Source organism: Muricauda sp. SCSIO 65647, from assembly GCF_021534965.1.
In the GTDB taxonomy this organism is placed as follows: domain Bacteria; phylum Bacteroidota; class Bacteroidia; order Flavobacteriales; family Flavobacteriaceae; genus Flagellimonas_A.
This window is the reverse complement of record NZ_CP091037.1, coordinates 1,707,512-1,723,339: the sequence shown is the minus strand read 5'-3', so window position 1 is coordinate 1,723,339 and position 15,828 is coordinate 1,707,512. Positions and strand designations below refer to the sequence as shown.

The 15,828-nt window shown below is 48.0% G+C and carries 2 protein-coding genes; both read right to left on the bottom strand.

Annotated features, from left to right (window positions below; translation table 11 throughout):
- Nucleotides 1-24 precede the first annotated feature (24 nt).
- A complete protein-coding gene (locus L0P89_RS07675; RefSeq protein ID WP_235267818.1) occupies nucleotides 25-13,752 on the bottom strand; it encodes a T9SS type B sorting domain-containing protein in 13,728 nt (4,575 codons plus the stop codon).
- A complete protein-coding gene (locus L0P89_RS07670; RefSeq protein ID WP_235267817.1) occupies nucleotides 13,753-15,828 on the bottom strand; it encodes a type IX secretion system membrane protein PorP/SprF in 2,076 nt (691 codons plus the stop codon).

The following is a 15,828-nucleotide window of genomic DNA, read 5'->3' as shown; positions in this document are numbered from 1 at the left end:
TTCTTTAGGTTACGTTCTTCGTTATCATCTATACAGGGTAAAATGTCCTACTAACTCCCTATCATCATTCTCTCCCTGAAGTTTGATGACATACCAGTAATCACCGGTAGGAAGGTTAGAATTCTGATACATTCCATTCCATCCAGTGTCCCCGTAACGCATCCTATAGAGCTCTCTACCATAACGATCGAAAATGATCATTAGTGCGTTGGGGAAAGCCTCTAGATTGTCAGGAAGCCAATAATCGTTTACCCCATCACCATCTGGTGTGAAGTAGTTCGGTATTTCGATATCGATAAATTCCATAAATATCTCGGCCGACATTTCACAGCCGTTCTGATCGACCACTGTTACGGTATACGTATCTGTTCGATTGATATAAAAAGAATTATCGGTTCCATTGTTGACATCGCCGAAGTAGAAAGTATAGTCTTCCAGTCCACCTTGTGCCTCAGCGACAATTTCGTTGATATTGCCCTGTTGCAAAGACAAGGTCAGTGGCTCGAAACCGATGATTTCAAAATCAACGGTGTTGATACAACCATTTGAGTGCGCAATGGCCAAATAATGGCCTCCGGGCGTCATGTTGGTGAAATCAGGTGCCAATTGCATATCTGCGGGATCGGTCGAATCCAACGCATACAGCACATCTGCCGAGACAGAGGCGTCTTCAAGCAACACTTCAATACGGTTGTCGGGTATATTGCCCGAGCATTCGTAAATTGGAACGACCATGGCGTTCAGGTTTACACCCGGATTGATTTCAACAATGATATTGGCATCACAATCTTGGGCATCTCTGACAAAGATCACATGGTTGCCCGCAGGCAAATTGCTGAACAGGGTTTGCCCATCGACAAAATCTGCATCATTGTTCGAGTTAAGGCTGGCCCTATAGGGTGCGGTACCCCCTGAAATGGCAATTTCTATGGAGCCGTCTTCACTTCCTGCACAAACCTCGTGTAATACGTTCGTTGCGGTTACAGAAACAGGGGTGGGCTCTGCTATCGTAAACTGGAACGGAATGAAACAACCGTTCTCGTCTTGTGCGATCACATCGTAGACGCCAGGTGCTAGATCGGTGAACACGTTCACCGTATCGAATTGGTTCAAATTAGGCGTGATGGCATACAGAATCTGCCCTGTTCCACCCGACACTTCGACAGTTATTGTGCCATCTTCTTCTCCCGAACAGGTAACATCGGTAAATTCTTCCCTATCAATTTGTAACGGTACGGGATCTACAATTGGTGATACGGCCTCAACCGCTATACAGTCTTGGCTGGTAACCCGCACGTAATAATTTCCGGCAGGCAATCCGCTGAACGTATCGTTGTTTTGTGGTCCTCCCACTAAGTTTGTCAAAGCCGCATCAGAAAAGAGCTCGTAACTATAATTTCCGAGTCCGCCCGTTGCATTGGCGACGATGGTTGCCGAGGCCTCGCCGGCACAGTTGATCATGGCGGCCGAATGATCGATATCGATCATCAATGGCGGCACCGCATCAACGCTCACTTGGTTTGAGATCATGGCTTCACAGCCAAAAGCATCACGCACATAATATTGGTAGACACCCGCATTTACGCTGAATGTATGTGTATTGCCTCCGCTCATTGGTGAGTAGGCACTGCCATCAGTGCTGAACTGATAGGGCCCCGAACCCCCAGAAGCGGTCAATTCGATTTGTGCCTGATTGTTACAGGTCAATGGGCTCAATTGAATCAATGAGGCCTCTACCTCAGTCGGTTCGGTAATCGCAACCTGAGTGGTTTCTACACCACAATTCCACCCATCAGAAACAGTAATGCTATAAATGCCAGCACCCAAGTTGTTGAACACGGGGCTGCTCTGAGGGCCACTGGTGAAGGTTATTGCAGTACCCGCAGCATCATACGTATTCAATTGGTATTGGTAAATTCCTTCTCCATTGATGACATTGATGGCGGTCACCGTGGCATTGGTGTCACCATAACAGGCCAAAGAGGTCGGGGTGGCATCGATACCCGCCGTTATCGGCAACGGTTGGGTCAGGTTCAACGGCCTGTTGATGCTACAGCCCGCATCATCGGTAATCTGAATATCATAGTTTCCGGCAGATAATCCGGTGACCACTTGGCTAACCACATCATTTACGGTATAGACGACTTGTAAAGTAATCGTATTTGTCACCACAATATCGTAAGGCGCATAACCACCGGTCGGACTGACCTCGATTTCACCTTGGTCATTGGTACAGGCCACATTGGCGACCTGTACTGGTGTGGCATCCAAGGGCATGTCGGGCGAGACAATGGTGATAACGTTTGAATCCTCTACACATAATGGGTTTCCTGTTTCAGTTACCCTGACGTAGTAATTTCCGCCGATAAGTGCCGGGTCGGTAATCGAAAGCGGGTTGGTGGCAGTGTTGCCGCTACCTGTTATTCCCGTAGAGGTGTTATCTGACCTGAACACTTCATAGTCGTAGGTGCCCGAATAACCCGAAATATCGATTTCCAATGTGCCCGCTCCGCCAAAACATACGGCAGGCGCTGTGGCTGTTGCCAACACATCGATCAAGTCATATGGCGCAATGGTGTACGGAGCCGTATCTACATAACAGCCCGTTGTCGTATTGGTCGCCCTGAACGTATAGCTGCCGGGCAATGAAATATCGAATGTTGCCGTAGTGTTCGTATTGCCCACCAAAGTACCTGTTGGATTGCCCACAGGAAGCAAATCGATAGTATAGACATCGCCAGGAATGCTTTCGGTCACCGTTATGGTAACGCGCTCATCATTGGCACAAGAAATGCCCAAGTCTAGGGAAACAGCCGCTGTAAAGGTGTTCAGCGGTTGAATGGTTATGCTATCGGTGAATGGACAACCATTGGCATCGGCCACAAAGAAATTGATATTCTGTACGGCGCCATTGTCAATTATTTCAAAGGTATTTCCTGTTTGGAAGTTGACCCCGTCAATACTGTACAGGTAAGGCGCTGTGCCGTCTGTTGCAGTGATGGTGACCGTCGAAGTGTTGACCGTATTGTCTAGCGCACACGCAAAAGGCGTGGCCACAGCTGAGGCGGCCAAGGCATTTGGCTCTGTGATCGTTTCTGTTTTGATATCTTCACAGCCTCTTGACGAAACTACCCGTACGTCATAGTCGCCCGCGGGCAGGCCAGTAAACAATGGACTGTTCTGTAGGGGCCTACTGGGCGCCCCGGCCAAACCGATCAGTTCATATTGATAGGGCGGATTGTCGTCTGTCGCGGGGTCAAGGTTAGCCAAAATGCTTCCATCAGAACCACCGTTACAGCTCACGTGGGTGATGGTGGCATCTAGCAATATCGGATCGACCCTGTCATCTAAAAGCACTGCGATCGTTTTTACACATACGTGCCCCGTTGCGGTATCGGTTATGGTGAAGGTATAGCTGCCGGGCATGGTCAGGTCGGTGAACGTGGCCGAAGCACTGGCCAATACGTCGGGCAACGGTGTTGAGCTATCAGGAAAGGTCACGGCGTAATCAAAAACACCTGAACCACCCGTCTGCGTTATGGTCACATGGCCCCCTGGATCAACTGTACAATCGATGGGCTTGTCGACCGTTGCCGACGGAACAATTTCATCGTACAGCACTACGGCGTTGGTCGTCAACGTACAGCTCCATTGATCGCTCACGATGACCTCATAGGTGCCCGCACCCAGATTATTGAACGTTCTGGAAGTTTGTGGAGACCCTACGTTTGAACCGTTTCGAACCAGTTGGAAACTGTAGTTGCTTCCTTGGCCCCCGACCGGATTGCTAACTTCGATTGCACCTTCTATGTTTGTACAATTCGGATTGGTTATGGATAATGTGGCCGTTATGGGCACTGGGTCAGCCAATGTTTCATCAAGAAGCTGATGTGGACATCCGTTCTGATCGATTATCCAAATTTCATATGTGCCAGGGCCAAGATTTTCAAACAATGGAGTGGCTACATAATTCAATGGATCGTTTGGATCAGGATTTGGGGTCGTGCTCACATAATAACTGTAATTGCCCCAACCACCTGCGGCATTGATGATTTCAATGGCCCCATCATTTCCGGCACAGGTAATGTCGGTAACTTGTTTTGCCCCTGTGATATCAGCTGGGGGCCCCGCAATGGCAAAGGGTTCGGTGGCGGCACACTGGGGGAAGTTTGTTTGGGTAACTTCCACATAGTAATCACCTGCAAAGAGTGAAATAGGCGCGGTTGGGCCATTAGTGGCAAACGAACCGGTCATTACTGAAGTATCATCAAGGGTATTGGCGGGGGTTCCATTGGTGTCGAATATTTCCCAATCGATAGGCCCTGAATACGTGGCATCGATCAATTCGAAGGTAACCTGCCCGCTTTGTGTTCCGAAGCAGATGACATCATTGAGCACATTTGCATCGATGGTAAAGGTATTCGGATCGGCAATCGTTTCAGAGGCAGTGATCATACAGCCCGTATCGATATGGTGTATCAAGAAATTATGGGTGCCGGCCGATAATCCGGTAAAGATTTCAGGATTGGTATGGGTACCGGTGTTCTGCCATGTGGCCCCGTTGTCGATGCTGTATTCGAAACGTGTTGGATCACTGTTGGTCGAAGTCACCGTGATGGTGATCTCACCATCGCTACCTGGGCTACAGCTCAACGGATTGGTAATCGCGGCCGTTGCCGAAAGCAGTTCATCATATGGCTGTATGGTAGCGGTAGTGCTGCCCTGACAACCGTTGTCATCGTAAACATTGATGGTATAAACGCCACCTGCTGGGTCTGTTTCAATGTAAACAGGGTTGCCGCTTGTTTGTACAACTACCGGCGCTTCAACAGGAACGGTATTGGGGTCATCTTCCTCTATGAATTCATAGGTCACATAGGTGCCACTGCCGCCCGTAATGGCCAGGTCATCAACGGTAATGGTGGCATAATTTAGGTTATTGCCGGTCGTACAGCCAAATTCGACCACTGCCGGAGCGGGCACGGTGATAACATCTGGCTGTTCGATTACTTGTGTGGTTTGATCGGTACAACTATTGGCGGCGGTTACCCTTATGGTATAGGTGATGCCCGCTAGAGTGCCCTCAAGGCCCGTAAAGGTGGCCGAGGTTGCACTACTGCTGGTGGGCGCAATGGGGAATACCGCACTGCTGCCCGGGCCAGAAATGATCTCGTAGGTATAGGGCCCTATGCCCACATCGGTACTCGATACGGTGATTGTGCCATCATCGTCGCCATTACAGGTGACATCTGTAAAGGCATCTATACTTATATTGGGGGTCACCACTGGGGGCACATCCACGACAAAACTGCCCCAGCAGTTGGGAACCGAAGTGCTGGTGTCATAAACGGTAACCGTGTAAGATCCGGCAACACTTGCACCGGTCCATGTTATTGTGTTTCCGCCCATAGCGGTTCTTGCTTGATCTACTGCACCCGGCCCGTCAATTTCGTAATCATAATTTCCTGAGCCAGCGGTAACATCAATAGTGATTTCTGCATTATCGGCAGGGGCCACTTCACAGTCAAGCAATGTAGAAACATAGGCGTTGAACTGTAAGGGTGGGTGAATGTCAAAGGGGTCTATATCAGAACAACCGTTCAAGTCGGTTACCGAAATAGTTTGGCCTAAGCCAGAGCTGAGTCCGGTTACGGTATATTGGTTGCTTCCATTGAAGGTGATATTTTGGCTTGGCCCACCATTTACGCTCAATTGAAAAGGTGCAGAGGCCACACCCGGGTTGGTCAAGGTCACGAGCACCTCGAAGGTTCCTTCATCAGCACATTCATCGACAACCGCTATGGTTATTTCAGGTCTTGGATCTAGCCCGACAGTGATATCAAATGGCTGAATACAATCATAAGCATCACGCGCATAAACAGTATAATTGCCATTGGCCAAACCAGTGAAGACACCATTGGTGCTTGTGCCTGTCCATGTGGCAGGGGTAGGAACAGGATTTCCAAATGCCTCAAGTTGAAAGAGATAAGGAGCAGTGCCGAATTGAGCCACAGCTGAAATCGTACCATCGGCGCTACAGTCACTTGCGTTGGTCGAGGTGGCGGTTACAGATAAGGCATTGGTCGACTCATCAATTGTGAAATCAGGTGACCCGATAGTACAACCATCAAAAGGACCGCCAACTTCCCGTAGTAGTACAAAATATACCCCTGGAGCCAAGGGCCCCAAATTTGAAACCGTTACTGGACCTGCTGGTGGATTTACGGCAGTCGTGCCCGTAACACCTGTTGTCAGGTTTGACTGAGCATTGAAAATTTCATAGGAAACATCGGTCGCCAGAACATCGAAATGGTCAAATGTAAAGGTCACATTTCCGTCGTTTGCCCCAGTACAGGTTACATTGGCCTCTACCAAAGAAGTGACCGTCATGTTCGAGGGCGAATTGATGGGAGCGGCCGCTGATTCAAAGTAATAACAATTGGTCACGGTATCGTATACCACGAAGGTATAGGTGATACCGGGCACAAGGCCGGTAAAAGTGGCCGTATCACCACCGGGCACATCTGGCCCAATGTATGTTGATGAGTAAGGCGCAGAATAGGTTTCTAAAATGGCAAACTGATAGCTGCCACTGCCCAGCGCTGTTGAAGAGACAGAAACTATTGCCGTTCCACCAGCTGCACAGCTAGCAGTAACCGCTGAAACATCGATATCGAGATCATCTGGTGGCGAAGCGATAATATTGGTCGTCACCACTGAACAACCGTTCGCATCGATGACATCGACTTCATAGATTCCGAATTCCAAAATTCCAAAGGTGTGATCCTCTCCACCAGCTGTGGTAGTATATGTGTCTGAATGGCCATTGTTACCGGTGAGGTAATAGGTATATTCAGCTGTTCCACCCGCTAGGTTTTCCACTGTGATGGATCCTGGGGTTGTGCCCCCGCCCATCGCATCACAGGTAATGGGTTGAAGATTGATATCGTAGGTTATGGCATTGGGCTCTGTAATGGTGACCGGGAATGGTATTGAGACACAGCCTTTGTCGTCGGTGATGGTCACCTCATAGTTACCTGCGGGAAGACCCGATGTCTGGGTTCCGTAGTTGGTCGGACCGCTGGTCTCCACAACATTGATGACGTATGGAGGATTTCCTACCGAAGTATCGATTACAACATCTAAAACTCCCGTACTTTCACCGTTACAAAGAATATGGGTGGGCGTAACAGAGGTTATTACGGGTGTCTGTGCCTCGGTAATCGTTACCGAATTGGAAACCGCCGTACAAGCTGTTGGGGCGGTGGTATCGGTCACCCTGAAAATAAAGGTGCCGAAAGTATTGGTCGTGAACACGTTACCGGTAAAATTAGTAGTGAAATAGTTGGTGCCCCCATCATTTGACCATTCATATGAATACGTTCCGGATCCGCCCGAAGCATTGATGGTCACCGTGGCATCGACCAAACAGGTCAAGTCGTTTGTCAATACGGCGTCAGCTATCAATTGTGGATTGATGGTCACCGTTTGTTGCACACCTATACAGCCAAAACCGTCCCTTACATCAATGGTGTAGGTGCCAGCGGCAAGATTCGTAAAGGTATGGGTAGTTGCCGTTGAAGGGGTTGGGGTTATCCATGGGCCACCATCTAAACTAAATTGATAATCACCATTACCAGCGGTTACGTCTACCTGTATGGTTCCATCATTGTTGCCGCTGTAACAAGCGGTCGGAGCGGAAGTAAAAGTGATTCCATTGGCAGATGTAACGGTAATCGCCGTATCTATGGGGTCTTCACAGTTGTTGGCATCACGCACTCTAACAATATAATCACCCACTGCGAGGCCTGTGAATACAGTGTTGTTACCATTGGTCGCAAAATCGAAACCTGCAATGATTCCACCAACGCCATCTTCAAGCTGATAGATATACGATGGGGTTCCGCCAGCGGCCGAAGCCGTGATAACGGCGCCATCGGTACAGGTGGCGGGGCTGGTCAAAGAAGCAGATGCAACGACCGGAGTAGGTTCACTAAGTGTTTGGTTTAAGGTTACGGTACATCCGGCAATCGGATTGTCCACATCCCTAACGGTCAGTGTATAGTTACCAGCACTTAAATTATTGAGGGTAATGGGTGAGGTGGTCGAGCTCCCCAAGACAGTCGTAAAATTGTCGAAACTATATTCAAATCCTCCTGTGCCAAAATTGTCGACCTCAAAGGTGATGCTTCCATCCGTGCCAGCGTTACAGCTGATGTTTGAAAAGGCGGTGATATTGGCCTCAAAGGCATGACCACTTTCGACGTTAACATTGGCTTGGGTGGTACAGTTGTTACCGTAATCAACGGTCACCGTGTGAAGGCCGGGCGCGACATTGTTGAACACATTGCTTGACTGAAAGGGTCCGGCATCCAAACTATACGTATAAGCGGGATCGTTGGGCAATACGGTAATATTTCCCGTACCGTCACAATTGTAGGTCTCAGAGAAACTCAATGAAGGTTCATTCGGTAGTGGATCGATCACTATGGCTGGGAGTGTGATAAAGCACGATGGTTCGTTGGCGTCCCTTACCTGAATGGTATAGGTGCCGTTGATCAAACCGGTGAACGTGGTTCCCCCTGGTGTAGCGGGCGTCCAAGCACCTCCATTGATATTGTATTGATAACTACCCGAGCCACCTGATGTCGGGGTCACGCTGCCCACAGTGATTTCCCCGGTTTGGGTGCAGGTGTAATTCTGTGTTGGTTGTGCTTCTGCAATTAATTGGGCAGGTTCGTTGATGGTAACGACCGTACTGATATCACAGTTGTTCGCATCCCTGATCCTAACAGTATAACTACCCGCGGTCAGGTTGGAAAAATCGGTTGTAACCTCATAATTGGCACCGTTGTCAATGCTGTATTGATAAGGGGCCTCACCTCCTGAAGCCGCTAATGTGATAGCGCCATTGTTGCCACCAAAACAACTGACATGGGTCAGTGTCGGTGTAATCACAAGCGATGGATCTTGCGCAATGGTGATATCAAAAGAAGCCTCACAATAATCGGCCCCACCGGCATTGTCGCGCACATATACATCGTAATCTCCCGCACCGGTAACCGTTACAGGATTTGTGGTGGCGAAATCTCCAGGTGTGGGAGAAACGCCATCGGCGACAACAGCATATACAAAATTGCCGTCACCCCCGGCAGCGGTGATATCAATATCGGTATCGGTTCCACAAGCCGTAATATTGGGCGCTGATGCGGTGACCGTCAATTCAGGATTTATGGTGATGGTCTCTGAGTCTGTACAGTCATTGCCATCCCTGACATCGATGGTGTAGGTGCCAGCACCCAGACCTGCAAAGATGTTGTTGGTATCAAAGGCACCACCGTTCAGGCTATATTCAAAATTGCCATCACCCCCAGAAGTAACTGTGGCGGTCAGGGTAAGCCCTATGGCGGCATCGTAACAGAAATCATTTGGTGTGATTTGCAGTACAGGGGCCACAGCGGCATTCAAAGTAAAGGTCGTTGAATCGGTACACCCGTTGGCATCGGTTACAGAAGCGGTGTAGGTGCCCGTTTGGGTGAGGTTGTTGAACAATCCCGTTGAATTGGTTCCAAAGGGGGTCGTATCGGGGTTGGTCAGCGTAAAGGTATTGTTTCCCCAACCTCCTGTGGCCGTTAAGATCACGCTACCATCTGCAGTACAGGACGGTTGTGTTTCGGCCGCTGCAATGGCCAAATCAGCTGCAGGGGCATTGACGGTGACATCGGCGGTGGCCGTACAATTGGTCTCGTTGTCGGTAACCACAATGGTATACGTGCCATCATCCAAACCGTTGAGATTGATGGTGCTATTGGTCTCGTTGGTGCCATTGAAGGTAGCGGGACCGGTTACCGTATAATCGTAGTTGGTATTGAATCCGGAAACGGTGAACAACACCTCACCGTCGGTATCGTTGAAGCAGGTCACGTTCTGAACCAACTGCCCCACAACATTGATCGGCGTAACGGCATCAATGGTAAAATCTTCAGTATATATACACCCTTTGTCATCGGTTACCCTAAAGGTGTAGGTGTTTGGTGCCAGGCCGTCGAAATCGGCCGTATTTCCTGAGATGGAAGTCGCCGCGATGGGCACGGGCGCAATGATTTCGAAAAGGTAGGGCGTATTGCCGTCAACCACTGTAACGGTGACATCAGATGTTTGTGACGGACAGTTGGGCGGGGTGGCTGAAAAGGTCAAATCAGTCGGTGGATTGAGCGGGTCAATGGTTACGGCATTGGTCACAAATGTACAGCCACTGTCATCGCGAATGGTGATGGTGTAAGTGCCATCCGTTAGGTTTGAAAAAGTTGCTCCGCTGACAAAATTGACACCATCAATACTGTATTCATAAGGAGCTGTTCCGCCCATGACATTGATGGCCCTGATACTTCCATTTTGTGTACAAGTATAGGGGTCTACAAGTTCAGCCGCGCCGGTAACCCCATCAATGGGCCCACCTATGGTGAATGTTTCAATAAAATCACAGGAAACAGCACCCTGGGTCTGGGTGATGGTCAATGAATAATCACCTTGCCCCAATCCGGTAAAAGCACCTGAGGTATTGGTAGCCGTAGAGGTGTCAGGATAGGTCAAGGTATATGACAACGAATAGCCATTGGTATTGGTAACATTAACGGTAAACGTACCGTCTGCCCCACCAAAACACGTTTCATCTGTTTGCGAGGTGGTGTATTCTACTGACGGGGCCACCACAATGGTCACCACGTTTGAAATATGGTGGCAAAGATTGCCATCGACCACGACAAATTGATAATCACCTTCTTCACCATTGGTGAAGAAAAAATCATTGGTCGATTGGTAGGCGGTACCAGGAATACTGGCCACATCAGGATAAGAAATCTGGGTGGTTCCTGATTCGTCTACATAAGACCAAATGGCATAGCTGTATTCTGGGTTGGGGAAGCCTCCTGACCCGGTTACCGTGATAACGCCATCGGTACAATCGATATTCTTGGTCAGACTGGCGGTCACATCGAGATCGGTACGATCTACAATGGTGACCTGTTCGGTGTACAAACAGTTGTCATCGGTGGTTACCCTGACATCATAGACCCCGTCGTTCAGGTTCTGAAAGGTATAATTGTTGTCATCTGAGGGGCCGTAGGTGTCCACCACGGTTCCGCCCTGCGAGATTTCGTAATAGTATTGGGGCTCTACATCGAGCACATTGATCGATATTTCTCCCAGACCGTTACAATCGGTGTCCCTGGTGGTAACATCAACTTGAAAATTTCTTTCAAGGATACCTATGTTGTCTAAAATGAACACACAGCCATCGACCACACCTTGCTGCCTCATTTCTACCCTGTATGCCCCATTGCTGGTTATGTCAAAGCTAGGGCCATTATCGTCAGAGTATGGCACCAAAATGTTACCGTTGGTCGCATCAACCAATTGAAAATCATAATCAACCGGCATATTGGTGACGGTGATGTTTCCAATGGAGCTACAGATAATGTCTCGACTATTGTACTGTGGATCGAGCGGATTTTTGAAAATATTGAAATAGAAACGGCTAAAGCATCCGTTCTGATAGTTGATCTGCAAGCGGTATTGACCGGCATCTGAGGCAAGATAATCGCTTCCGGCGCCAACGGCATTCCAGGTACAACCATCATCTTTGTTGGCACAATCTGGTGTTGCGGCTGGGCAACTGGCTTCATCCAACTGTTCCCAAACAATACTGTCGGCATCGGGAATGTTGATTTGGATCAATTCTGTATCGTTCAGTCCGCAAAGAAAGACCTGTGGCAATTCCTCCCCATCATTGGGGCAGGCTACTATTTCACCCTCTACGGTATTCGATGTGTCATTGATCAAATCAGTAATCGGGTTCGTTTGGGTGGCCCCGAAAAGGGTCACGATAATGATTTCTTGAAAGCCCTTGCACGGATCGGCCACGTCTTTATCAACAATGTAAGTGCCCGTATCGCTGACCAACAAAGTGCTGGGGTCACCGTCAGGGTCGCCATCGGTAATGACGGTATCGCCCGGATCGATGAGATGGTCGCCATTGTTGTCTATATACCACGTGTACGAATCAAAATTATCACCCGCATCGAGCAAGACATCTTCACCACAAAGTTGTACGGTTCTTGTAAAGTCACAGTTTTCAAGGTCGTCCAACAAGAAATTGGTGGCCCCGGGGGTTACAAAACCGCAGTTGTCAAAGTCAGAGACACTGGGGTCATCGGTAATCTGGTTATCATTGATAATGCCTTGATAGGTCGAATAGGCAAGGTTGGTTATTTGATCGGTACAGGCATCGATAAAATCAAAACAGTTTTCGGCCACCTGAACGCGCATTCTGATTTCAGCAATGGGGTCACCAGCTTCGACCAGGTTGTCTGGAATGGTGAAAATGATTTCTCGGGTCGGGGCATCATATACATAGGTCACACCTGTGGGGAGAATCAGATTCAACTCATCAAGTGATACATTGACGGGCAGTACGTCGCGTATGGTATAATTGGTGGCATCATCATTACCGATGTTGACAAATGAAAGCACATAATCAAGGTATTGGCCCAAGTTCACCCCTGCCCCAGTAATATCATTGCCCCCAATATCTTCTACCCTTTTTTCAAGTACGATCTCTGGCTCAATAATCTCAACATTGAAAGAATTGAAGAATGGATAGTACTGATCTCCGCTGGAAGTAAACCTGAACGTGGCGTCTGTCTCATTGTTCGGAATCACTGAGTTTGCCGGATTGTTCAACAAGAACATATCGGTATCATAGCCGAGCGTATTGATGCTGTTCGGGGTTCGATTGGTTGTAATTACACCGTTTAAGGTGATGTTACTGTTAAAAAAGTTATTGGCAGGGTTTGTTGCATTACTAATAGTGGTGAATGAACCGCTACTGGCTGCACGAATACGCATACGGTCACCCGTAATTCTGTTATCACCCTCTAAGGCCGCAGCACCGATAGTTGCGTTTACGGGCCCGACTGGGATGGTGTTAAAACCGCTGTAGTCGATATTTACGTTTGAATTTGCGCTGTTGACCCTGGCAAAACCATCAAAGGTTGTAATGAGTTTTCCGGTAAGGGTTGGATTCTCATAGACGATGATCAATGTCCATCCACCGGAAGCACCACCACCAGGCGACAGCGATCCCGTTACCGAACGTACATTGGCTATGGTATAGTCACCCTCGGGGTTACCCAATGCGGCGACCAATGCGGTCACATCGGCATAGCAGGCATAGGGGCTGTTTTGCCGCATGGTATTATCGGTACTCGTAAAGCCATCATAGAGAATTTCATCGGCCGTGATATCGACATAAGTGCCCCCTGGCACCCTAAATTTTACCTGATTGAAATCATTTTGTCTGTTGGTGCCCACGGCCTGCCCGGCTTGTTCGCTTGGGTATGTGGCCGACCAATATAGCCCAGCATAACGAATTTGATTACAATTGGCCTGTGGAAAGGTAAATGTTGCCGTACTCGAGCTGAAGGTGGTCGGGTCATTGTCGACATCGATATACTGCATATCAAGCCAGTCGTTGTATGTTGATGAGCTGCCAGTGGCGTTGTATGGATCTTCGGGTTCGGTAGAACCAGTGCCCCCATCACGGTTAACGATGTTATTGGCAATAAAAGTAAGATCTCCCTTGATATTGTCTTGGTAGCGAATATCAAAGGCGTTGTATTGTTGAGAAAACCCAGTAAAAGAGAACAGACCTATGCCTAAGCATAGCGCTAATCGTATCAGTCGGTTTTTCATTTAGCTAATGTGGTTTGGTTTGACACGCATGATCCACATTTGATCATGGTATTGATTGTTCAGTTTTGAGTAGTATGATATAAGGGCGTTCGTCCATTCATTGTGCTTTTTCAGGTACACGTACCGGTAATTGTTCTCCGGATTGATGAAATAACTTGCGCTTAGCCCCTTGGCATTCAACTCTTTTACAAAGCGGTTGGCATTCGATGGTTTTTCAAAAACATTGGCGATGATATAGAAACCCGATCCAAGGCCATCAACATTGTATGTTTTATAAGTCACCCCATTTTGTGGGGAAGCAGGCGCCCCCTGGTTTTCGTTGATTACGTTTTGTTGAAGTGCACTATCGTCGTATTTTGATTTTTTATCGTCGTTGTTGGCATATTGGGTATTGTCGTAATCACCCGTTACCCTCATTACCCAGGTATCACCTTGATACTGGCCATTCATTTTTGTTCGATAGGCGTTGATGGCGTCTTGCTTGTTGCTATAACCCTTCAAATAGACATAGTTCAAACCGTTCTTCGGATTTTGAAAGTAATCGGCCTCAATACCTTGGGCCCTTAACTTGTCAATGAACTTGTTCATGTATTTTGTACCACGGTACACATTGGCAATCAAGTAATGCCCGGTCTGTACATTGGGGATAGTGAAGGGCTTGAAGTTTCTGCTCTTCTTTTTATACCGAATGTTATCTTTTTTGGAAACCTCACGCGCTACTGCTGGTGTTGTGCTTACGGGAGTTTTTGTGTCTTTGAGTTTGATGATTTTTTTTGCCGAGGTATTGTTGGTCAGACCATGGTTGGCCAAGGGTTCGACCAAAGCTTTTTTAGGGATATCGGCACTATCCATATTGGCGAGATACATTTCTTTGGCCTGTTTTTCGAGTTCTGGTCTTTTGCCCTGTGTCTCACGGCGCACCAATCGCATCACATTTTCAAAGCGTCTTTCCAAATCACGCTGTCGGTTCTTTTCCAAAGAATCTTGTCTGAAGAGCAACTCATCCAATATGGCATCGTTTTCGGCCAACTTTTTTTCCAGCTCAGCGATTTTCATGTCTTTCTCGGTCAAAGAAAGTTCTTCAATAGGGGTTTCTTCCTCTTCGATGCTGACCAGATCATCTTCTTTCTCGAGCATGACGCGGTCTTCGGTCAATGTTGGGGTGAACGAATAGGCCAATGAAATTTCATGGGTAAGGCCCAGGTTGTCCAAATCATTGTCTAATCCCTTTTCCATGGTATAGCCCAATGAGATTCTTTTGTTGAGGTTGAAGCCCACACCGGCCGAAGCGCCGAAAAGTTCATCATAGCCCGCTTGTAACCAGCCTAGCTTTGGAAGGTCCATGATAAGGCCCCCACCTAAAGAAATGTCATCTTCACCCACTTTTCTGACCCTGGCCAAGGGTAATAACCTACCCTGTTCAAAAATGCCCGAAGCATTTTCAAACTGATGGGTATATTGTAAGTGTGCTGAATATGTCTTTTCGCTGAATTCGGTGTTCGATTCGTTTGTTTTTAGGTTGTAATCAAAAAGGTTTTCGGCAAATGCACCAATGTCGAAACGCCCAAAAGAAAGATTGAATCCCGGTTGGAACAATATCAGGGTGCTGTTGTCTTGCCCCAATAAGGGATCATTGGGGTCGAGTGAATTGGCGCGACCTTGGTCAAGACCACTGTTATAGTACGAAAAGTTTGCCCCAAAGGTAAAATTGCTTTTTTCGCTGAGCTTCACTCCGTAGGCATAGTTGGCCAATACACCAAAATTGTTGAAAATGCCTTCTCGTTGGGTATATAGGCTCAGACCGACACCGCTCCTATCTCCTATTCTACCACTGTAGCTCAAAAAATAGGTCTGAAAGTTGTCATCAAAAGATACCGATTGGTTTCTATGAAATAGATTGATGTACGACTTATCTTCCCGAACCGTCGAAAAGGTCGGATTTATCAAGAACCTATTGAACTTCAACAGATTTTGCGAAGGGGCACTGTAGGTCACAGCGGGGCTTTCTTCCTGGGCCTGCGAAAGGCCTGTGAAGAAGAGCGATATGAGCACTAAGGGCAATACTTTTTTGTACAT